The 19,446-nt window shown below is 59.8% G+C and carries 21 protein-coding genes; 8 read left to right on the top strand and 13 right to left on the bottom strand.

Features of this window, described 5'->3' with window-relative positions; genetic code table 11:
* Nucleotides 1-22 precede the first annotated feature (22 nt).
* Nucleotides 23-802, bottom strand: a complete 780-nt coding sequence (locus H096_RS13425; RefSeq protein WP_033898746.1) for an EAL domain-containing protein — start codon at nt 800-802, stop codon at nt 23-25.
* A 116-nt stretch (nt 803-918) separates the two neighbouring features.
* Between H096_RS13425 and H096_RS13420 the strand changes: the two genes are divergently transcribed.
* Complete coding sequence (locus H096_RS13420) at nt 919-1,326, top strand: S4 domain-containing protein (protein WP_016979044.1); 408 nt, start codon at nt 919-921, stop codon at nt 1,324-1,326.
* Nucleotides 1,327-1,365: 39 nt separating this feature from the next.
* Here the strand turns inward: H096_RS13420 and H096_RS13415 are convergent, their stop codons facing one another.
* Entirely contained in the window at nt 1,366-2,166 is an 801-nt protein-coding gene (locus H096_RS13415) for a phosphatase PAP2 family protein (protein WP_033898744.1), read from the bottom strand.
* A 104-nt stretch (nt 2,167-2,270) separates the two neighbouring features.
* Between H096_RS13415 and hslO the strand changes: the two genes are divergently transcribed.
* Nucleotides 2,271-3,173, top strand: a complete 903-nt coding sequence (gene hslO / locus H096_RS13410; protein ID WP_016979046.1) for an Hsp33 family molecular chaperone HslO — start codon at nt 2,271-2,273, stop codon at nt 3,171-3,173.
* A gap of 179 nt (nt 3,174-3,352) precedes the next feature.
* Complete coding sequence (locus H096_RS13405) at nt 3,353-4,894, top strand: phosphoenolpyruvate carboxykinase (RefSeq protein ID WP_016979047.1); 1,542 nt, start codon at nt 3,353-3,355, stop codon at nt 4,892-4,894.
* Between the two features lie 57 nt (nt 4,895-4,951).
* Here H096_RS13405 and H096_RS13400 read toward each other — a convergent pair whose 3' ends face one another.
* The 6 genes from H096_RS13400 to H096_RS13380 form a co-directional block, all read right to left on the bottom strand.
* Nucleotides 4,952-5,815, bottom strand: coding sequence for an EamA family transporter (locus tag H096_RS13400; protein WP_241495494.1), 864 nt, complete (start codon nt 5,813-5,815; stop codon nt 4,952-4,954).
* 17 nt (nt 5,816-5,832) lie between these two features.
* Nucleotides 5,833-6,189, bottom strand: coding sequence for a DUF1493 family protein (locus H096_RS13395; RefSeq protein ID WP_033898738.1), 357 nt, complete (start codon nt 6,187-6,189; stop codon nt 5,833-5,835).
* Nucleotides 6,190-6,731: 542 nt separating this feature from the next.
* A complete protein-coding gene (locus H096_RS13390) occupies nt 6,732-7,022 on the bottom strand; it encodes a hypothetical protein (protein ID WP_033898737.1) in 291 nt (96 codons plus the stop codon).
* A gap of 301 nt (nt 7,023-7,323) precedes the next feature.
* Complete coding sequence (locus tag H096_RS13385) at nt 7,324-7,923, bottom strand: putative adenosine monophosphate-protein transferase Fic (protein WP_033898735.1); 600 nt, start codon at nt 7,921-7,923, stop codon at nt 7,324-7,326.
* Nucleotides 7,923-8,093 carry a YhfG family protein gene (locus H096_RS33170; RefSeq protein ID WP_016979054.1) on the bottom strand — a complete coding sequence of 57 codons (171 nt, stop codon included), beginning with the start codon at nt 8,091-8,093 and terminating at the stop codon, nt 7,923-7,925. The genes H096_RS13385 and H096_RS33170 overlap by 1 nt, the downstream gene beginning before the upstream one ends.
* A 115-nt stretch (nt 8,094-8,208) precedes the next feature.
* Nucleotides 8,209-9,258 carry a S8 family peptidase gene (locus tag H096_RS13380; protein ID WP_051422024.1) on the bottom strand — a complete coding sequence of 350 codons (1,050 nt, stop codon included), beginning with the start codon at nt 9,256-9,258 and terminating at the stop codon, nt 8,209-8,211.
* 164 nt (nt 9,259-9,422) lie between these two features.
* Between H096_RS13380 and H096_RS13375 the strand changes: the two genes are divergently transcribed.
* Together H096_RS13375 and H096_RS13370 are read left to right on the top strand one after the other, a co-directional pair.
* A complete protein-coding gene (locus tag H096_RS13375; protein ID WP_033898732.1) occupies nt 9,423-11,360 on the top strand; it encodes a RecQ family ATP-dependent DNA helicase in 1,938 nt (645 codons plus the stop codon).
* 22 nt (nt 11,361-11,382) lie between these two features.
* Complete coding sequence (locus H096_RS13370; RefSeq protein ID WP_016979057.1) at nt 11,383-11,814, top strand: thioesterase family protein; 432 nt, start codon at nt 11,383-11,385, stop codon at nt 11,812-11,814.
* Between the two features lie 25 nt (nt 11,815-11,839).
* Here H096_RS13370 and H096_RS13365 read toward each other — a convergent pair whose 3' ends face one another.
* The 4 genes from H096_RS13365 to H096_RS13350 form a co-directional block, all read right to left on the bottom strand.
* Nucleotides 11,840-12,319 carry a glycine zipper domain-containing protein gene (locus H096_RS13365; protein ID WP_033898730.1) on the bottom strand — a complete coding sequence of 160 codons (480 nt, stop codon included), beginning with the start codon at nt 12,317-12,319 and terminating at the stop codon, nt 11,840-11,842.
* Between the two features lie 201 nt (nt 12,320-12,520).
* Entirely contained in the window at nt 12,521-14,869 is a 2,349-nt protein-coding gene (locus tag H096_RS13360; protein WP_033898726.1) for an FdhF/YdeP family oxidoreductase, read from the bottom strand.
* Nucleotides 14,866-15,705, bottom strand: coding sequence for a formate dehydrogenase accessory sulfurtransferase FdhD (gene fdhD, locus H096_RS13355; protein WP_033898725.1), 840 nt, complete (start codon nt 15,703-15,705; stop codon nt 14,866-14,868). Before fdhD ends, H096_RS13360 begins: the two co-directional genes overlap by 4 nt.
* 97 nt (nt 15,706-15,802) lie before the next feature.
* Entirely contained in the window at nt 15,803-16,690 is an 888-nt protein-coding gene (locus H096_RS13350) for a LysR family transcriptional regulator (RefSeq protein WP_033898722.1), read from the bottom strand.
* A 132-nt stretch (nt 16,691-16,822) separates the two neighbouring features.
* Here H096_RS13350 and lysM point away from each other — a divergent pair, with 132 nt between their 5' ends.
* A complete protein-coding gene (gene lysM / locus H096_RS13345; RefSeq protein ID WP_033898718.1) occupies nt 16,823-17,263 on the top strand; it encodes a peptidoglycan-binding protein LysM in 441 nt (146 codons plus the stop codon).
* 32 nt (nt 17,264-17,295) lie between these two features.
* Here lysM and yrfG read toward each other — a convergent pair whose 3' ends face one another.
* Nucleotides 17,296-17,958, bottom strand: a complete 663-nt coding sequence (gene yrfG / locus H096_RS13340) for a GMP/IMP nucleotidase (protein ID WP_033898716.1) — start codon at nt 17,956-17,958, stop codon at nt 17,296-17,298.
* 87 nt (nt 17,959-18,045) lie between these two features.
* On the opposite strand from yrfG, the gene nudE reads away from it, so the two are divergent.
* Together nudE and cysQ are read left to right on the top strand one after the other, a co-directional pair.
* Nucleotides 18,046-18,612 (top strand): ADP compounds hydrolase NudE, encoded by a 567-nt coding sequence (nudE, locus tag H096_RS13335; RefSeq protein WP_016979064.1) that lies wholly within the window; start codon nt 18,046-18,048, stop codon nt 18,610-18,612.
* Nucleotides 18,609-19,445, top strand: a complete 837-nt coding sequence (gene cysQ / locus H096_RS13330; protein WP_033898713.1) for a 3'(2'),5'-bisphosphate nucleotidase CysQ — start codon at nt 18,609-18,611, stop codon at nt 19,443-19,445. Before nudE ends, cysQ begins: the two co-directional genes overlap by 4 nt.
* Nucleotide 19,446 lies beyond the last annotated feature (1 nt).

The following is a 19,446-nucleotide window of genomic DNA, read 5'->3' as shown; positions in this document are numbered from 1 at the left end:
TGTCTTCAATAGGGATAACCGGTCAATTCGTCCAGGCCTGAGGGGGAACCTCGGCCAGGGCGTTGAATGCAGGCTTGGCGAACCAGTAGCCCTGCATCAGAAATATTCCGCAGTCGGACAGGAAGTCGCGCTCGCCAGCACTTTCGATGCCTTCGGCGATGACAGTAACCCCCAACTGCTCACAGATTGTGACAACCCCCTGGACGATGACCTGACGGACACGATCCTGATCGACATCGCGGATCAGCGCCATGTCGAGTTTGATCAAATTAGGTTGGAAATCGGCCAGCAGATTCAGCCCCGAATAGCCCGCGCCGAAATCGTCAATGGCGGTCATGAAGCCGAATTCGCGGTATTCACGCAGAATATTCGTCAAATGGCGATAGTTATCTACATGCTCGCTTTCCAGAGTCTCGAAAATCAGCTGGTTCAACGGGAAATTATGCGCGCGCGCCGCCTCCAGGGTGCTGCGGATACACAACTCCGGACGGTACACGGCATTGGGCATGAAGTTGATCGAAAGGTGGGTCTGCATACCCAAGGCCGCCGCCCCGGCAATCGCCTGGGTTCGGCAGCGTTGGTCAAAGCGGTAGCGGTTGCTTTCGTTGACCTGGTCAAGCACCGACAGCGCGCCTTCGCCATGCGTGCCACGCACCAGGGCTTCGTGGGCAAAGATCGAATGGTCCCGCAGATCTACGATAGGCTGGTACGCAAATGCAAAATCGAAACCGAGAGGCTCGCTTTGCTGGCATCCCACACAGCGCTGGTTGGGCGAGGTGAGTGAAAGGGGGAATTCGGTCACAGCATATCCTCGCGAAAACAGGGTGCTACCTGGCGTATCTTAGGTGAGCCTAGGGGTTTATGCGTCGAAGGGCTTCAACGTTAAAGTTGCGACATTTTTCAGAGCGAGGAATTCAAGTGGCTCAAAAGCAGGAAGAGGAAGAAAAGGTCCGATTGGACAAGTGGCTGTGGGCCGCGCGTTTCTATAAAACCCGTGCCTTGGCCAAGGCCGCTATTGAGAGCGGCAAGGTGCACCATCGCGGCGAGCGCTGCAAGCCGGGCAAGGAGCCGCGTGTCGGCGATGAGTTCCAGATTCGTGTCGGGTTTGATGAAAAGACGGTCGTGGTTCAGGCGCTTTCCATCGTGCGCCGTGGTGCGCCTGAAGCGCAGGCGTTGTACACCGAGACCGAAGCCAGCATCGCCAAGCGTGAAAATGCGGCCGCGATGCGCAAGGCGGGCGCCACGGGCATGACCACCGATGGCAAACCGAGCAAGAAGCAGCGCCGCGACCTGTTCAAGTTTCGCGGCAGTGGCAATGATGATTGACGGCGACAGTGGGGGAGCAAGCTCCCTCACCCTTGGCCATCACGTTGGGCGAACCACACTCAGTCGACTGATCAGCGGCATGTGCTGAAGCAGGCCGAACACCGGTGCGGTCACCCGCAACAACCCGCTCGAAACCTTCGCCGCAAACGGCGTGTAATACCCCCATCCCAACGCCAACAGCGCCAGCAACACGCCACCGATGTAATCGTCCTGGCCCCAATGCGCGCCCGCCATCAGGCGCGGCATCATGAACAGCAGCGCCAGGCCCCAGATCACCAGCACCTGACCAATGCGCTTGGCGAACACCGTCATGAACATCCCCCAGATCAACAGCACCGACGCGTGATCCCCTGGAAAACTCTGGCTCGAACGGTCCTTCAATTCCCAGGTCTTCTCCAGTCCCGGGAAGTAGTCGCTCATCTGGATCGCGCCACTGATCACCATCGACGGGCTGCTGTGTTGCCAACCCATGTGCGCCGCGAACTTGGAAAACAGCATGCGGATAAACAGCAACAGCAGCAGAATGCCGACAAAACCTAACAATGCCTGGCGCACCTGCACGGCCTTGAATACCCAGTCGCCGCGAATCAGCAGCGTCAGCAGAATCACGCCGACCACCGCATCGAACGGCCGCAAACTGGCTACCGCCCACACGTGCAGCCAGGTCAAGTTGCTGGCCAGCGGGTCATTGAGCAGATGAAACAGCCACTCGTCGAAAAGCACACACAGCATCTGGCCCGTGGGCCACAGCCAAAAACACAGCAGTGCGATAGCGAGTAGATTGCAAAAGGCCCATCGCCCGAGGTTCCACTTGGCTTGGAACAAACCCGGATTGTTCATAAACTGTCCCCCACGGCTCTAGAAAACCGCACCAAAACGGTGCTAAAGCGTTTAATTCTATAAACCTTGTAATCAATTTGTCATCAATTCAGATACCCAGACCTATGACTGATCTACCGGATACCGACTTCACCCAACGCTTCATCTTTGACGAGAGCGACGCCCGCGGCGAGCTGGTCTCGCTGGAGCGCAGCTATGCCGAAGTCCTCGCCAAGCACCCCTATCCGGAGCCGGTCGCGCAACTGCTCGGGGAGCTGATGGCAGCGGCGGCGCTGCTGGTGGGCACCATGAAATTCGACGGGTTGCTGATCCTGCAGGCACGTTCCGAAGGCCCCGTGCCGATGCTGATGATCGAATGCTCCAGCGAGCGCGAAATCCGTGGTTTGGCCCGTTACGAGGCCGACCAGATTGCCCCGGACGCCACCTTGTCCGACCTGATGGCCAACGGCGTGCTGGCGATCACCGTCGACCCCACCGAAGGCCAGCGCTACCAGGGCATCGTCGACCTGGACGGCGAAACCCTGTCGGACTGCTTCACCAACTACTTCGTGATGTCCCAGCAGGTCGGCACCAAGTTCTGGCTCAACGCTGACGGCAAACGCGCCCGCGGCATGCTGTTGCAGCAATTGCCACCAGATCGCATCAAGGACGAAGACGAGCGCACCGACAGCTGGCGCAAGCTGACGGCCCTGGCCGGCACCCTCACCGCTGAAGAGCAACTGGGCCTGGACAACGAAACCATCCTGCATCGCCTGTACCACGAAGAAGCCGTGCGACTGTTTGACGCACAAGGCCTTCACTTCAATTGCAGCTGCTCGCGCGAGCGCTCGGCCAATGCCTTGGTCAGCCTCGGCCTGGAAGATGCGCAAAACCTGGTGGTAGAGCACGGCGGGCACATCGAGATCGACTGCCAGTTTTGCAACGAGCGCTACCTGTTCGATGCGGCCGATGTCGCCCAATTGTTCGCCGGCGCAGGCATCGACACCCCTTCCGACACCCGCCACTAAAACGTTTAAGCACAGGTAAATCACCTGACAAACGCCGGATTAGCGCAGTTCTGACGGGAGGGCCCTACTCTTTTTGGGCTTTTCTGGCATAATCCGGCCCACTTTTTTCGCGGTAGTAGTGCGCAACTTTCTACTACAAAACGTTTGGAGCACTCGGCCATAGGCCGACGGGGAACCTCATGACGCAAGCCAACAACGCCGTATACACCGATCTGAGTGTTGACGATCTGGTTAAAGAAGCCCTGCAGCGTGGTGAAGGCGTGCTCGCCGATACTGGCGCGCTGGTCGTCGAAACCGGTCACCGTACTGGCCGTTCGCCGGTCGATCGTTTCATCGTTGAAGAGCCTTCCACCCAGGCTTCCATCGCCTGGGGCCCGATCAACCGCAAGTTCCCGGCCGACAAGTTCGATGCCCTGTGGGCTCGCGTCGAGGCCTTCAACAACGCGCAAGAGCATTTCGTTTCCCATGTTCACGTAGGGGCTGCCGAAGACCACTACCTGGCCGTGAAAATGACCACTCAGACTGCCTGGCAGAACCTGTTCGGTCGTTGCCTGTTCATCAACCCGGCCCAGTACAACCCGGCCGGTCGTGAAGAGTGGCAAGTGCTCAACGTGGCCAACTTCGAATGCGTGCCAGAGCGTGACGGCACCAACTCCGACGGTTGCGTGATCCTCAACTTCGCCCAGAAAAAAGTGCTGATCGCCGGCATGCGTTACGCCGGTGAGATGAAGAAAGCCATGTTCTCGGTGCAGAACTTCCTGCTGCCGGCTTCCGACGTGCTGCCAATGCACTGCGCCGCCAACATCGGCGAAGCAGGCGACGTGACCCTGTTCTTCGGTCTGTCGGGCACCGGCAAAACCACCCTGTCCGCCGACGAAAGCCGTTACCTGATCGGTGACGACGAACACGGCTGGGGCGAAGGCGTGGTGTTCAACATCGAAGGCGGTTGCTATGCCAAGTGCATCGACCTCTCCGAGAAGAACGAGCCGGTCATCTGGAAAGCCATCAAGCACGGCGCGGTGCTGGAAAACGTGGTGATCGACGAGGCCAAGCACGCCGACTACACCAACGTCAGCCTGACCCAGAACAGCCGCGCGGCCTACCCGCTGGAGCACGTTGCCAAGCGTTCCGAGAAGAACCTGGGTGGCGAGCCAAACGCGGTAATCTTCCTGACCTGCGACCTGACCGGCGTACTGCCGCCTGTGTCGATCCTCAGCGAAGAACAAGCGGCCTACCACTTCCTGTCCGGCTACACCGCACTGGTGGGCTCGACCGAAATGGGTTCCGGCGGCGGCATCAAGTCGACCTTCTCCACCTGCTTCGGCGCACCGTTCTTCCCGCGCCCGGCTGGCGAATACGCAGAGCTGCTGATCAAGCGCATCCGCGGCTTCGGCTCCAAGGTCTACCTGGTCAACACCGGCTGGACCGGCGGCGGCTACGGCGTCGGCAACCGCTTCAACATCCCGACCACTCGCGGCGTCATCGCAGCGATCCAGAGCGGCGCGTTGATCGGTGCCGAAACCGAACACCTAGACACCATCAACCTCGACGTGCCACTGGCCGTACCGGGCGTTGAAACCGGCCTGTTGAACCCACGTAACACCTGGGCTGACAAGGCTGCCTACGACGAAGCGGCGAAGGCACTGGCGGGTCTGTTCATCGAGAACTTCAAGAAGTTTGAAGTGAGCGATGCGATCAAGGCTGCGGGTCCTAAGTTGTAAGATTCGAGCGTTGTGAAAAAGCCGCCTCTTGTAGGCGGCTTTTTTGTGCGCGAACGCTTAGTCGGCGATGTGCAGAACCACCGCGCCGAGCAGTACCAGCACAACCCCCACCACCTGCACCGCCGACAACCGCTCCTTGAAAAACACAAACCCCAAAATCGCCGCAATGCCGCCCGACAACGTACTGATCACCGTCACCACTGACACCGACCCCGCCATCGCCCCCCACGAAAACGCCGAGAACCCACCCAGGTTCATCAAGCTTGCACCGGTCAGCGTTGCGCAGTTTTTCAGCGGTGGGATTTTCAGGCCGTCCTTGATCTTCAGCACCATCACCACCAATACGCAGAGCCTCACCAGGTAACCGAGCCACAGCATGGTGATCGGCCCCAGCGCCGGCAGTGTGTAGCGGCCTTGCAGCCAGAAACTGGTGCCATACAGCAAGGCGGCGAGCATGGCGTAGGCGATCGACTGGCGAGGGTTGTTGTGGGGGACGCCGTTGTCTTTATGAATGCTGGAGAGGATCACGCCGATCACGCACACGGCGATGCAGCCCAGTTGCGTCAGGCTGATGTGCTCGCCGCTGGCCCAGGACAGCAAGGTGGTCACCACGCCGTAGGACGTCACCAGCGGCGCGACGATGGCGGCTTTGCCAAGGGCGAAGGCCTTGGACAGCGCCAGGGCGCCGGAGACGGTGAGCAGGGCGGCGGCGACGCCCAGCAGCCACACGCTCAGCGGGGCGTCGAGGGATTTGAGCAGCAAGCTTGGGAGAATGACCAGCAGCACAGTCATGATCAGGAAGCCGAGCGCTTGGCCGAAATACACCGCGCGTTTAACGCCCACGGCTCTGGCGTTGAGGCCCACGAGAAAATCCGTACCACCCCAGAGCAGGGCGGCCAGCAGGCCCATTGTTACGTCCATGTAAGGTCCTTAGTGTTTCAGCTCAGGTTTTCCAGCGTCTGCGTGTCCCAGCTTTGAGTCTTGATGGCCAAGTAGAGCATGCCGAGGGTCAGCGGCACTTTTTCGCCGCGCCCCTTGGCGCGGCGTTTGAGAAACACATCGAACACCGGCGGGTTGAAGTAACGATAAGTGTCGAAGTCGCCCAGGTCGAGCGCGAATTCCTGCTCCAGCGCTTCCATCAGTTGCTTGGCCTCACTGCCGTCGCAGCCGAGGTCGAAGTTGATCGAGGTTTGCAGGCGGATCGTCTTATGTTTGGGCAGGCCGATTTCTTCGTGCAGCAGTTGCAGGAGTTGCTGCATGACGGGGTCTTCGGGGAAGTTGGGGGCGAGGTTCATGGTGGGGGCACGCAGGAGTGGGTGGATGGGAGCGGATGATCTTATGCGCCGATACTTGTTTCGCTCCACAATCAGGCCGAGGCCAGTGGTGAGGAACATGTAGGTAATGGCGCTGTTTATCAGCGCATGGCGAGACAACGTTATTTCAGGTATGGGTGCGAATACGAGTATCAAACCACAGCCTAACAAGCCGAGTCCGAAGCCTATTCGGGATTTGTAATGCCTTATCAGCCAGAAGAGCAGCAATTGCGAGGTGACGACCAAGGCTAATTCTAGAAAAAAGCTCACGGTATTACTGCCGAGACGGTTGGGGGCGCTATTTTCGGTCAGTTACTGGTGATTCCTGTAGAGGGTGGAGCGGATTTTCGAAGTAATTTGGGAAGGGGATGTCGCAGCATTTGGAGGATTCTTACAGCGGTTTCCGGCATTTTTGGCTTGGCTGCGGTGTATCGGGTAAGACTGGCTAAATGTGGGAGCTGGGCTTGACCGCTATGACCGCAGCTCCCACAGGTTTAGCTCAGTGGCTGGCTAGATTGCGTTGGCTAACTGGTCGACGGTTGCAGCTGCACGTGCTGCGCTGCTTCCAGCAAATCACAGCCGTCCTGAACGAGCAGATACAAGGCGTTGGTGATGTGGGAAATATCTTTGAGGTCGGCATGTTCGAAAGTCAGGCAGGAAAAGGTTTCAAGCAGGTCCGTAGCTGCGCGGATGCGTTGATGGGCGGCGGACTGGATGTCTTCGGCTTTGGCTTGCGTGTCGATGATAAGCGGATGGGTATCGGTGAAGTTGGTGCGTAGCTGACGATAGCGGTCCATCGTTTCAGGTATTTGCATTTCAAGGTACTCGGTTTGCTGTTAGGTAACCGACATCACCGTGGCCAAACGGTGGGTGGCGGACTGTGCGCGGGTTGGCCAGCCGGAAACAGCACTCCGACACGTCCGAAGACGTCCCCCACACAGCCGCCATAGCACTGCGATACGAGACGATAGACGTTCGAAGAGTAAGTAATGGCACTTATGTGTGCTGTTTTTCGGGTGACCAAGCCCGGTCGCTGATTTGGCAGCGACGAAGCGAACCTTAGAAGTGAGTCAGTTTCCGGGCAATAAACAGATGGTTTAACTGGACAGGGTTCGATCAAGCCCCGACAGGCCGACTCACACACCGCTCAAAAATCGCTTCCAACCCCCGGTAATCACACGCCACCGCATCAATATTCGCCGGTATCCACGCCGCGTGTTTCACCAGCCACCAGTTCACCGAAAACCCGGCGTTGACGATGATCTGTTCGAACAAGATCCGTTGCGCCCGGCCGTTGCCTTCGCGGAAGGGGTGGATAACGTTGAGGTCGCCGTAGGCCTCGGCAATCTGTGTGATCAGCTCAGCCTGACTCACACCCACATACCAGTTCGCCTCTTGCATGCGCCGGATGATCTTCGCCGCTTCCGGCGGGATGCGTTCCGGGGTGCAGAACAGGGTGTCGCCTTTCTGGATGTTGACGCTGCGCAATTCGCCGGCCCAGTCGTAGAGGTCGCTGAACAGGGTGCGGTGGATGTGTTGCAGGCGGTCGAGGTCATAGGGCGGAGGGAAGAGCGGGAGGTTGCCTACGGCGATTTCGGATAATTCCCGCTCGGCTTGGTGCAAGCGGGCCTCGTCGTGCAAATCGAGGCGGTTGCGCAGCACGCTACTACCGGGATAGCAGTACGGATCCTGGCCCACCCCATATTTGTCGAGCATCAGCGTGGGGTGTTGCGGTACTTGGCGAGGACGGCTTCGCGGGTCGGCAGGGGTTTGTCGACGTCGGCCGGTTGGGTGTCGAACCCTTCCAGGCGCAGGCTGGCCAGGTAATTGGAACGGCGGATCTTGTGGTAGTGATCCTGTTTTTGCTCAAACGTCGGTTCGCTCATGGCAGCGTACTCCTGGGTAGCAAGGCTTTATTGTAGCGCAATGCTTCAGAGGGTAGGCCGGAGAAAAAATCACATCAACGTGCCCCAGTGGGGGCATTGTCTGTTTGCGCAATGGCTACGGGCGCGAGGCTGCGTCGAGGTCCATCAACCCTCGGCCATAGGCTTCGCTGTTGGCATAGATACCCGTTCGATTCGCCGTACTGAGCAGGCGCTCACGCACTTGTTGCGGTGTCATCTCGGGGAAGCGACTCTGCAATGCCGCCAAGGCACCACTGACCAACGCAGCGGCCGGCGAGGTGCCCGCGGTGGGGCCGTAGCTGCCATCCTTGTTGGTGGTCAACAACCCTGCGCCGCCGTCTCCCCCTGGCACCGCAATGCACCAGCGTGCCGCGAGGCCGCAATAATTGGATTTGAGATTGATGGCCGTGCCGTCGTTCTTGAGGGCCATGACGGCAATCCAGCCTTTCTCCAGTTCCGGAACCAGCGCGGGTAGGCCGGGTTCGGCGAGTGGCTCACGCTTGACCTCGTTACCTGTTGAAAAGACGAACACAGCCCCTTCGCCCACTAGCTTTTTTGCCACGCCCAACGAGTCACCCATCAGGCGTTCGTAGATGGGAACCTCGTTGGTGTTGGCTTCAATGGGGTTCGCCCATGAGTTACTGAAAATGCGTGCCCCTTTGCTATAGGCCAGCTCCCAGGCCTGGGCGATTTCACTGTCGAAGTAGAACGGCTCCTTATCATCACCGAAACGCATGGGGATCAACTGGGCGTTGAAGGCGATGCCGTGGATGCCCTGGTCATTCTTGTTGGCGGCGAGAATGCCGGCCATCTGGGTGCCGTGGCCCTTGATGTCGAGGGTGCCTGGCTGCTGTGTCACGAAGTCATAGCCTGGATCGGCCACACGCCCGTGGAACTCGGGCAGTGCCTGGTTGAGGCCTGAGTCGATCAACGCGACTTTAACGCCCTGGCCGGTGCCGCCCCGCGCGTAGAGGGAGGATGCTTTTACAATGGGCAGGGCTTTTTGCTCGAAGTATTCGGGCGTTTCAAAACGCTGTGTATCCGGTTCAGCAGGTATTGGGGCGGAGGCGCCTGCGCAGCCCAGCAGCAATAACGACAGCGTGAACACGACGAGATGTTGCAGTGAAAACAGTGTGCATCGAGACATCCACGACTCCTTGTCGGGGGTAGGTGATCTGGCGTGTTACTGTCTGCGTTTTTGCGCGGGCTTGCTGGTTTTCTCTGTATCAGTTTGTAGCGTTTATCCCCGACCTTTTCTTGATCGCTGATCTATGTTTTTGATTCCTTCAGCGGTCAACGGAGTGACAGCCTATGCACGACACCCTCCAGCAGGTTTTTGGTTATCCACAGTTTCGCCTGGGTCAGGAAGAGACGGTCAACGCCGTGCTGGCCGGCCGTTCGGCAGCGGCTATTTTTCCAACGGGGTCGGGCAAGTCCCTGTGTTATCAGCTGTCGGCGGTGCTGCTGCCGCACCTGACGCTGGTGGTGTCACCGCTGTTGGCGCTGATGCAGGACCAACTGGGTTTCTTGCAGCGCCACGGTATTTCGGCGGGCAGTATCGATTCGGCCCAGAGCCGCGAGGACGCCAATAACGTGATGGCCCGCGCGCGTTCCGGCGAGTTGAAGATCCTGATGATTTCCGTTGAGCGCCTGAAGAACGAGCGCTTTCGTAACTTCCTGCAAAGCGTGCAGATCTCGCTGTTGGTGGTGGACGAGGCGCACTGTATTTCCGAGTGGGGTCACAACTTCCGTCCGGACTATTTGAAGCTGCCGGACTACCAGCGTCAGTTCAATATCCCACAAGCGCTGCTGTTGACGGCTACAGCGACGCCCAAGGTGATTGCCGACATGCAGGCGAAGTTCGCCATTGCACCGGACTATGTGGTCACCACGGGCTTCTACCGGCCCAATCTCAACCTGTTGGTGGAGCCGGTCAGCGGTGCGGACAAGCGTCGACGGTTGGTGCAATGGATGGGCGAGCGCGCCGATCAGCCGAGTATCGTCTACGTCACCCTGCAGAAAACCGCCGAGCAGATTGCCGAGCATTTGAACCGCAACGGCATCCAGGCCGAGGCCTATCACGCCGGTTTGCCTCACGATAAACGCGAGGGTATCCAGCAGCGTTTCATGGACGGGCGCTCCAATTGCATCGTCGCCACCATCGCGTTTGGCATGGGCATCGACAAAAGTGATATCCGCAACGTGGTGCACTTCGACTTGCCCAAATCCATCGAGAACTACAGCCAGGAAATCGGCCGCGCGGGGCGTGATGGGCAACCGTCCGATTGCCTGGTGCTGGCCAACCGCGACAGCCTCAATGTGCTGGAAAACTTCGTGTACGGCGATACGCCGGAGCAGGAGGGCATTCGCCGGGTGCTTGACGAGTTGCAGGCCGCGCGAGGCGATGGGCAGTGGGAGTTTTTGCTCAGGTCCTTGTCGGACCACAGCAACATCCGCGAGCTGCCGTTGAAGACGCTGCTGGTGCAGTTGGAGCTCAAGGGCGTGATTGCGCCGCGTTATGCGTTTTATGCCGAGTACCGTTTCAAGTACCTGATCGAACCCGAGGCTTTGCTCGCGCGTTTTACGGGTGAGCGGCAGCAGTTTGTCGCGGCGATCATCCAGGTGTGCAAGCGGGCCAAGACCTGGGCGACGGTGGATTTTGACGTGCTTTATCAACAGCACAATGCCGAGCGTAGCCGGGTGGTGAAGGCGCTGGATTACTTTCAGGAGCAAGGCCTGATCGAGCTTGAGAGCAAGCAGATGACGGAGGTCTACAGCTTGCTTGATACCGATTTTGATCCACAGGCGCTGAGCACCGAGTTATACATAGGCTTCAAGCAGCATGAAGTGGGTGAGGTCGCACGGATTCACGCCATGCTCGATCTGTTCGCCACCGAGCATTGCCTTGGTCAACGCCTGGCGCAGTATTTCGGCGATGAAAACGCGCCCCAGCGTTGCGGGCATTGCTCGGTGTGCCACGGCCACGTTGCGCACCTTCCGCCGCCGCCAGGTTTGCCGCCGCTTGTGGATAAAAACTTCATGGGGCTGTGCGGTGATTTTATCCACAGGCATCATGAACACACCGGCCATTTGCCTGAGGCGGAACGTCTGACGCGTTTCCTCGGTGGTATTAGTGTTCCGCTGTTTACCAAGTTGAAGGCGCGGGGTATTCCGGGCTTTGCTGCGCTGGAGGATTATCCCTACGCCGAGGTCCGCGAGTGGGCCCTGGCCCATCTGAATGACCTGTAAACCCATTTCACGAGACTTGCCCATGTCTGATTCAGTGCCGCAACGCGCCGATTACCCGCACTTCCAGCCGATCATTACGCGCTGGCACGACAACGATGTGTATGGTCATGTGAACAACGTGACTTACTACAGCTTTTTCGACACGGCGGTGAATACCTACCTGATCGAGCAAGGTGGGCTGGATATTCATGACGGTGAAGTGGTGGGATTCGTGGTGAGTTCGGCGTGCGATTACTTTGCGTCGATCGCCTTTCCCGAACGCATCGAGATCGGCCTGCGGGTGGGCAAGCTGGGCAATAGTTCAGTGCAGTACGAATTGGCGGTGTTCAAGCAGGGCGAAGAAGAGGCCTGTGCGGCGGGGCGCTTTGTGCATGTGTTTGTGGAGCGGGGTTCGAACCAGCCGGTGACGATTCCGGGGATGTTGCGCGAGGCGTTGCAGCGGTTGGTGGTGTAGGCGCGAACGCCTACACCCTCAGGCCTTAGCGGTGACGGTAGTGATGCTTGTTCTTGCGATGGCCATAGGCATGACCGCGGCCACGGTGATCATCGCGGTCATAGCGACGGTTATCACGCCCATGGGAGCGACGATCATCGTCATCGCTCTTGTTGCCCATGTAGTTACCCAACGCGCCACCAGCACCGCCGCCGGCCGCTGAGCCGATCAGTGCGCCAGTGCTGCCGCCGACACTGCGGCCCACCACGTTGCCACCGGCCGCGCCCAAGGCGCCACCAATGGCCGCTTCGCCACGGCTGCGTTTGTCCGCACCCACCGCGCTGCCGCCTGCGCCGCCCAGGGCTGCGCCGATGGTCGAGCCGGTGTTGCCGCCGATCGACTGGCCGACTACCGAACCTAGAACCCCGCCCAATGCGCCGCCCACACCGGCTTCGGTGGTGCCACCGGCCATGGCTGCGCCACTGACCAGGCCAAGGGACAACAAGAGAATCGAGGAGAACTTCATTAGGGAGACCTCAAGAGGATGACGGCGCGATCCTGAGGCTGTATCGGAGTGGTGACAATAGAAATCCGACCAGTAACACGAGTTGTACACAATTCGCTAAGTTACTGTTTTTGTTGGGGAACTTAAGTTGTTTTTGTGAGTCTTTAACTACTTCGGAATGGCCGCTTTTATGCAAAAGCGGCCTTTTTTGTGCCCGAAGATTTATGCAGAGCGCGCCATGATCAGCCCGTTGTCACTCGCCGCTTCCAAACGGATCGCCACGAACTTCGACGTCGGCGTATGGCTGCCATCTCCCGTGCTTTCCAGCGGCACCAGTGGGTTCACCTCCGGGTAATAGGCCGCAGCCTGCCCAGCCGGAATATCAAACGCCAGCAGGGTGAAGCCCTTCACGCGGCGCTCGCGACCGTCTTCCCACAGCGACACGATGTCGGCCTTCTGCCCCGGCTTGAAGCCCAGGCGGATGATGTCGGCTTCGTTGACGAACAGCACATCACGCTGGCCCTTGACCCCACGGTAGCGGTCGTCCAGGCCATAAATGGTGGTGTTGTACTGATCGTGGGAACGCATCGATTGCATGATCAGGTCGGGCACACGACCGGTCGCATGAGTGCGTTCGTGGATCAGGTCCTTGGGCAGGATATTCGGACGGAAGTTGGCGCGGCCCGACGGGGTGTTCCAGCGACGTGCACCGGCGGAGTTGCCCAGGTAGAAGCCACCCGGATTCTTGATCTTCTCATTGAAGTCCTTGAAGCCCGGAATGGTGTCGGCAATCAGGTCGCGAATGCGGCCGTAATCGGCCACCAGCCAGTTCCAATCCACCGGTTTGCTGCCCAGGGTGGCGGCAGCGATACCGGCCAGAATCGCAGGCTCTGATTTCATCAGCTTCGACAGCGGCTGCAACTGGCCGTTGGAGCCGTGGACCATGCTGAACGAGTCTTCCACCGTCACCGCTTGCGGGCCGTCGGCCTGGATGTCGATGTCGGTACGGCCCAGGCACGGCAGGATCAGCGCGTCCTTGCCGTGCATCAGGTGGCTGCGGTTGAGCTTGGTGCTGATCTGCACGGTCAGGTCGCAATTGCGCAGGGCTTCGAAGGTACGTGGGCTGTCCGGCGTGGCTTGGGCGAAGTTGCCACCCAGGCCGATGAACACCTTGGAGCGGCCTTCAAGCATGGCGTGAATCGCTTCGACCACGTTGTGGCCATTGACGCGCGGCACCTGGAACTGGAAGCGCCGTTCCAGGGAGTCGAGGAATGCCACGGGTGGACGTTCGTTGATGCCCATGGTGCGGTCGCCCTGCACGTTACTGTGGCCACGCACCGGGCACAGGCCGGCGCCTGGGCGGCCGATGTTGCCGCGCAGCAGCATCAGGTTGGCGATTTCCTGGATGGTCGGCACCGAATGGCGGTGCTGGGTGATGCCCATCGCCCAGCACATGATCACGTTCTTGCCTTTGGCGTACATGCGCGCCGCTTGCTCGATCTCCACCAGGGTGAGGCCGGACTGTTCGACGATTTCATCCCAGGAGGTGTCGTCGATCTTGCCCAGGTACTCCAGCACGTTGGCGGTGTGTTCGTTGAGGAAGTCGTGGTCGAACACGGCTTCTTTGCCTTCGGCCTGCGCCTGGCGTTCCCACAGCAGCAGGAACTTGGCCATGCCGCGCAGGATGGCCATGTCGCCACCCAAGGCCGGGCGGAAGTAGGCGGTGTTGGTCGGTTTGTCACCGTTGGTGAGCATTTCCAGCGGGTGTTGCGGATGCTGGAAGCGTTCCAGGCCGCGCTCTTTCAGCGGGTTGATGCACACAACCTGGGCGCCGCGTTTGACCGCCTCGCGCAGCGGTTCGAGCATGCGCGGGTGGTTGGTGCCGGGGTTCTGGCCCCAGACGAAAATCGCATCGGCGTGTTCGAAGTCATCAAAGGTCACGGTGCCTTTGCCGACGCCCACGCTTTGCGCCAGGGCAACGCCGCTGGCTTCGTGGCACATGTTCGAACAGTCGGGGAAGTTGTTGGTGCCGTAGGCGCGCACGAACAGTTGATACAGGTACGCCGCTTCGTTGCTGGCGCGGCCCGAGGTGTAGAACTCGGCCATGTCCGGGCTCGGCAGGGCGTTGAGGTGCTTGCCGACCAGGTCGAAGGCCGCTTCCCAACTGATGGGCTGGTAGCGGTCGGTTTCGGCGTCATAGCGCATCGGCTCGGTCAGACGGCCTTGGTATTCCAGCCAGTAGTCGCTTTGCTCCAGCAGGGCGGTCACGCTGTGTTTAGCGAAGAACGCCGCGTCGACGCGACGCTTGGTGGCTTCCCAGTTCACCGCCTTGGCGCCGTTCTCGCAGAACTTGACCATGCCGCTTTCCGGCGAGTCGCCCCAGGCACAACCGGGGCAGTCGAAGCCGCCGTTCTGGTTGGTCTTGAGCATCATGCGCAGGTTTTTCAGCGCGTTGTCGCTGGTCAGCCAGGCCTGCGCCACGCTGATCAGTGCGCCCCACCCACCCGCAGCGCCTTTGTAAGGCTTGTAGCGCGGGGTGGGGGTTTGGTCGGCTTGGTGGTGCTGGCTCATGGCTGGTTCTCCATCGCAGGGCTGTAGACCCGCGGCGCACTTTTCTGCGGCAGGTGGATGAGATTGAGGTTATGCCGGCGGGCCCATTGCAGGGCCAGTCCGGTGGGTGACGACAGGCTGACCAGGGTCTGGATGCCCGCGCGCAGGACCTTCTGGATCAACTCCAGGCTGCAACGGCTGGTAACAATCGCCAGGCCGCCTTCGGTCGGAATCTTTTGGCGGATCAAGGCGCCGATCAATTTATCCAGGGCGTTGTGCCGGCCGATGTCTTCACGACCGAGCAACAACTCGCCCTGGCCGTTCATGAACACGGCCGCATGCACGGCGCCGCTGTATTGGCCCAGGGGCTGAAAGGCGCTGATGCGTTGGCGCAGGCCATCCAGCCACTCGGCGGGCGGCAAGGGCGCGCCGGGCAATACCTGGAGGTCTGGCAGGGCCTGTTCAACGGCTTCCACGCCACACAAGCCACAGCCGCTGGCGCCAGCCAACTGGCGGCGCTGTTGTTTGAGGTTCCAGAAGGCGCGGCTGGAGATCTGCACCTGAGCGTATTGGGCTGAGCCCGAACCGCTGAGTTTCAGATCATAAATATCGCTAACATCGGCGATAATGCCGCTACCGATGCTGAAACCGACAATAAAGTCTTCCAGGTCCGTCGGCGTCACCAGCATCACCGCTTGGCTGATGTCGTTATAGGCAATCGCCAACGCCACTTCTTCCGCCAAGGCTGTGCTGGCGGATTCTGTGTGTTCGAGATTGCAATACTGGTAGCTCTGGCTGGCGGCGGGCGCTGGCGTTTCGAGAGCGGGCGCCGCGCAGACTGGGCGCTTGGCGTTCATGGGGCAGTACCACCGGCGGATTGATCAGTGTTTAGACTAGGCGCGACAAAGCGTCGCGTCTAATTGCCAGTACTGATCTACCGATAGATGACGTCGATCAAGATTCGTTTGGCGATTTCTGATACAGCGCGAAACACGCCTCCGCCAGTGCTGAGCGCGGCGCGCTGCGGCGCATGATCAGCCCCAGGCGTGCGAGGGTGTGGGCGTCCTCGATCGGCTGCAGGCGCAGGTGTTCGGTGAGTGCGTCCAGGCCCCCATCCAGCGGCATCACCGCGCAACACAATCCACCGTGCACGGCTTGTAACAATTGATGGACGGCGTCGGTCTGCAGCAGCGGTTGCGGGTTGAGCCCACGGCTGTGGAAGTTGTGGTCGATGGATTGGCGAAAGTGCATGCCGCTGGTGAGCATGCCCAACGGCAGTTCGATCAGCGCCTCCCAGCTCAACGGCGTATCACCGAAACTGAAGAAGCGCTGGTCGTAGAGCAGGCCCATGCGGGTTTCGCCCAAGGCCAGCGAGTCGAAGCGCTCGTTGTCCAGGCGTTCCAGGTAGGACACGCCCAAATCCAGCCGGTTACTCGCCAGTTGTTCCAGGATCTGCTCCGAGCTGAGCGCGGAGAGCTCAAAGCGCAGGCTTGGGTGTTCCTTATGCAGTTGCTGCATCAAGGCCAAAGGATCAAAGCTCGACAGTGGCACCACGCCCAGGCGCAATGTGCCCACCAGGTTGCCGCGACAAGCCGCCGCCTCGGCCTGCAAACCGTCATAAGCCGCCAATACCGTGCGTGCCCACGCCAGCACGCGCTCGCCGGGTGCGGTAAAGCCTTCGAAGCGCTGGCCACGATTGACCAATGGCAGATCAAGCTCTTCCTCAAGGTTGCGCAGGCGCATCGACAGGGTCGGTTGGGTGATGTGGCAACGCGCCGCCGCCTGGCCGAAGTGACGGGTTTCGTCGAGGGCGATGAGGAATTTCAGCTGTTTGATGTCCATCTTCGCTCCAGGGCTTATTCCAATGGCGGGGGGATTCTAGCGCGTTTGGGTCTTTGGCCGGGCCGGAACCCAAATCCGTAGGACTGGTCTAGTCTTGGGCATCTGGAACTCAAATCCCAAGGAGAGCGCACTATGAGCATTTTCAGCTTTATCAAGGAAGCCGGCGAAAAGATTGTCGACCTGTTGACGCCGGGTAATGCAAACGCCAGCGAGCAGTTGAAGGACCATGTGTCCAAAGTGGGTCTGGGTAATCCGAATGTGCAGACCACAGTGGATGGCGACAAGGTGACCGTGACCGGTGAAGTCGCCACCCAGGAAGAGAAAGAGAAGATCCTGTTGGCGCTGGGCAATATCGCCGGTGTGGCCAGTGTGGATGACCAGATCACCGTATCCGGCCCGGCCGTGGCTGCCGCCCGTTTTGTCGTGGTAAAAAAGGGCGACACCCTCAGCGCGATTTCCCTGGCGGTGTATGGCAACGCCAACCAGTACAACAAAATCTTCGAAGCCAACAAGCCGCTATTGTCGCATCCGGACAAGATTTACCCAGGGCAGACTTTGCGTATTCCTGAGTAAGCAGCACGCTGTAGGGGCGGGCGTGTCCGCTCCTACAACCCGATAATCAGCTCGCGATAATCCCCCACCGCTGCAAACTCCGCCGTGTCCTTTGGCCCCTTCTGGCTGTCTGGCTCCTTCACCGCCAGCAAATGCCCGACGCCAAACGCCTGGGCGCTGCGCAGGATCGGCAAGGTATCGTCGATAAACAGACTGCGGGCCGGGTCGAAGTGGATGTCGGCTTGCAGAGCATCCCAGAACTGCGGGTTTTCCTTGGCGAAACCGTAGTCGTGGGAGCTGATCAACCGTTCGAAATACGGCGCCAGTTCAATGCGTTCCAACTTCAATGACAGCGAATCACGATGAGCGTTGGTGATCAGGATCACGCGCTTGCCGGCCTGTTTGATTGCCGCCAGGAAGGTGTCGGCGTCAGGGCGCAGGGCGATCAGGTGGGCGGTTTCCAGCTTGAGTTCGCGTACCGGGATCTTCAGTTCCGCACTCCAGAAATCCAGGCAATACCATTGCAACTGTCCGGCGTTACGCTCGAACAGGGGCTGCAACTCCATCTCGGCCATGGCGCGGCTTACACCGTGCAGCTCGGCGTAGCGCTGGGGCAGGTGCTCCATCCAGAAGTGGTTGTCGAAATGCAGGTCGAGCAGGGTGCCGTCCATGTCCAGCAGGACAGTGTCGATGGCGTGCCAGGGCAAAGAAGGCATGGGGCGGTCTCATGTAAGTAAAAATATCCGACACAGACAATCGGAAAAGCCACGGTATAGTAACCCGATCACGCCAAGGAGCCGCTCATGCGCCAGAAACCCACCGTCCTCGCCCGCGAAATAGTCGCCAGTAGCCGTTTGTTCCGCGTGGAGGAAGTGCAACTGCGCTTTTCCAATGGCGTTGAACGGACCTACGAGCGCCTGGTGGGCCGCGGTGCCGGTTACGGCGCGGTGATGATCGTGGCAATGATCGACGCGGACCATGCATTGCTGGTGGAAGAATACTGCGGCGGTACCGACGAATATGAGTTGTCGTTGCCCAAAGGGTTGATCGAACCTGGCGAAGACGTACTGGCGGCGGCAAACCGCGAACTCAAGGAAGAGGCCGGCTACGGCGCCCGTCAGTTGGAGCACCTCACCGAACTGTCGCTGTCGCCAGGCTACATGAGCCAGAAAATCCAGGTGGTATTGGCCACCGACCTCTATGAAGAACGCCTGGAAGGCGATGAACCTGAGCCGATGCGTGTGGACCGGGTCAACCTGCGCGAACTGTCGATGCTCGCGCAAAACGAGCAATTCAGCGAAGGCCGTGCCCTGGCTGCGCTGTACCTGGTACGAGACCTGTTGACCCAGCGTGGAGCGTTTACCGCATGAGCGAACTGTTTTTAGGCCACCCGTTTATTGCCCCTGTGATCGAACTGGCTCGTCAGGCCGGTGAAGTGATTTTGCCGTACTGGCGTGCTGACGTGGCCGTGACCTCCAAGGCTGATGATTCGCCCGTGACGGCAGCGGATCTGGCCGCTCATCACCTGATCCTGGCCGGCCTGACCGCGCTGGACCCGAGCATTCCGGTGTTGTCCGAGGAAGACGCCGACATCGACCAGAGCGTGCGCGCCGGCTGGCAGCGCTGGTGGTTGGTGGACCCATTGGACGGCACCAAGGAATTTATCGCCGGCAGCGAAGAATTCACCGTGAACATCGCCCTGATCGAGCAAGGCCGCGTGGTGTTCGGCGTGGTGTCGATGCCCACCAGCGGCCGTTGTTACTTCGGTGGCGCTGGCCTGGGCGCCTGGCGCTCGGATGTGAATGAAGCACCCAAGCAGATCCAGGTGCGCGAGGCACCCGCAGCAGGTGAGTCGTTTACCGTGGTGGCCAGCCGTCGGCATTCCAGCCCTGAGCAGGAGCGTTTGCTGGACGGCTTGAGCGAGGGCCTGGGCGCATTGAAGCTGGCGAATATCGGCAGCTCGTTGAAGTTCTGCCTGTTGGCTGAAGGCAGTGCCGATTGCTACCCGCGACTGGCGCCGACTTCCCAGTGGGACACGGCGGCCGCCCAAGGTGTACTGGAAGGGGCGGGAGGCGAGGTGTTGGAGTTGAGCGGTGAACCGTTCAGCTATCCGGCGCGGGCATCGTTGTTGAATCCGTTCTTTCTGGCGTTGCCGGCGAAGGCGGCTTGGCGTGAGCGGTTGCTGACGCTGGCCCGTTCCTGAG

Source organism: Pseudomonas sp. FH1, from assembly GCF_000510895.2.
Lineage (GTDB): Bacteria > Pseudomonadota > Gammaproteobacteria > Pseudomonadales > Pseudomonadaceae > Aquipseudomonas > Aquipseudomonas azotoformans_A.
Note: the sequence above shows the minus strand (reverse complement) of the source record. Positions and strands in the feature narration are given on the sequence as shown.

What these genes read in the sequence shown, in the direction of transcription:
- H096_RS13415 (WP_033898744.1), bottom strand. Translation starts at nt 2,166, where the DNA reads ATGAACAATCCGGGTTTGTTCCAAGCCAAGTGGAACCTCGGGCGATGG.
- hslO (WP_016979046.1), top strand. Translation starts at nt 2,271, where the DNA reads ATGACTGATCTACCGGATACCGACTTCACCCAACGCTTCATCTTTGAC.
- H096_RS13405 (WP_016979047.1), top strand. Translation starts at nt 3,353, where the DNA reads ATGACGCAAGCCAACAACGCCGTATACACCGATCTGAGTGTTGACGAT.
- H096_RS13400 (WP_241495494.1), bottom strand. Translation starts at nt 5,815, where the DNA reads ATGGACGTAACAATGGGCCTGCTGGCCGCCCTGCTCTGGGGTGGTACG.
- H096_RS13395 (WP_033898738.1), bottom strand. Translation starts at nt 6,189, where the DNA reads ATGAACCTCGCCCCCAACTTCCCCGAAGACCCCGTCATGCAGCAACTC.
- H096_RS13390 (WP_033898737.1), bottom strand. Translation starts at nt 7,022, where the DNA reads ATGCAAATACCTGAAACGATGGACCGCTATCGTCAGCTACGCACCAAC.
- H096_RS13385 (WP_033898735.1), bottom strand. Translation starts at nt 7,923, where the DNA reads ATGCTCGACAAATATGGGGTGGGCCAGGATCCGTACTGCTATCCCGGT.
- H096_RS33170 (WP_016979054.1), bottom strand. Translation starts at nt 8,093, where the DNA reads ATGAGCGAACCGACGTTTGAGCAAAAACAGGATCACTACCACAAGATC.
- H096_RS13380 (WP_051422024.1), bottom strand. Translation starts at nt 9,258, where the DNA reads ATGTCTCGATGCACACTGTTTTCACTGCAACATCTCGTCGTGTTCACG.
- H096_RS13375 (WP_033898732.1), top strand. Translation starts at nt 9,423, where the DNA reads ATGCACGACACCCTCCAGCAGGTTTTTGGTTATCCACAGTTTCGCCTG.
- H096_RS13370 (WP_016979057.1), top strand. Translation starts at nt 11,383, where the DNA reads ATGTCTGATTCAGTGCCGCAACGCGCCGATTACCCGCACTTCCAGCCG.
- H096_RS13365 (WP_033898730.1), bottom strand. Translation starts at nt 12,319, where the DNA reads ATGAAGTTCTCCTCGATTCTCTTGTTGTCCCTTGGCCTGGTCAGTGGC.
- H096_RS13360 (WP_033898726.1), bottom strand. Translation starts at nt 14,869, where the DNA reads ATGAGCCAGCACCACCAAGCCGACCAAACCCCCACCCCGCGCTACAAG.
- fdhD (WP_033898725.1), bottom strand. Translation starts at nt 15,705, where the DNA reads ATGAACGCCAAGCGCCCAGTCTGCGCGGCGCCCGCTCTCGAAACGCCA.
- H096_RS13350 (WP_033898722.1), bottom strand. Translation starts at nt 16,690, where the DNA reads ATGGACATCAAACAGCTGAAATTCCTCATCGCCCTCGACGAAACCCGT.
- lysM (WP_033898718.1), top strand. Translation starts at nt 16,823, where the DNA reads ATGAGCATTTTCAGCTTTATCAAGGAAGCCGGCGAAAAGATTGTCGAC.
- yrfG (WP_033898716.1), bottom strand. Translation starts at nt 17,958, where the DNA reads ATGCCTTCTTTGCCCTGGCACGCCATCGACACTGTCCTGCTGGACATG.
- nudE (WP_016979064.1), top strand. Translation starts at nt 18,046, where the DNA reads ATGCGCCAGAAACCCACCGTCCTCGCCCGCGAAATAGTCGCCAGTAGC.
- cysQ (WP_033898713.1), top strand. Translation starts at nt 18,609, where the DNA reads ATGAGCGAACTGTTTTTAGGCCACCCGTTTATTGCCCCTGTGATCGAA.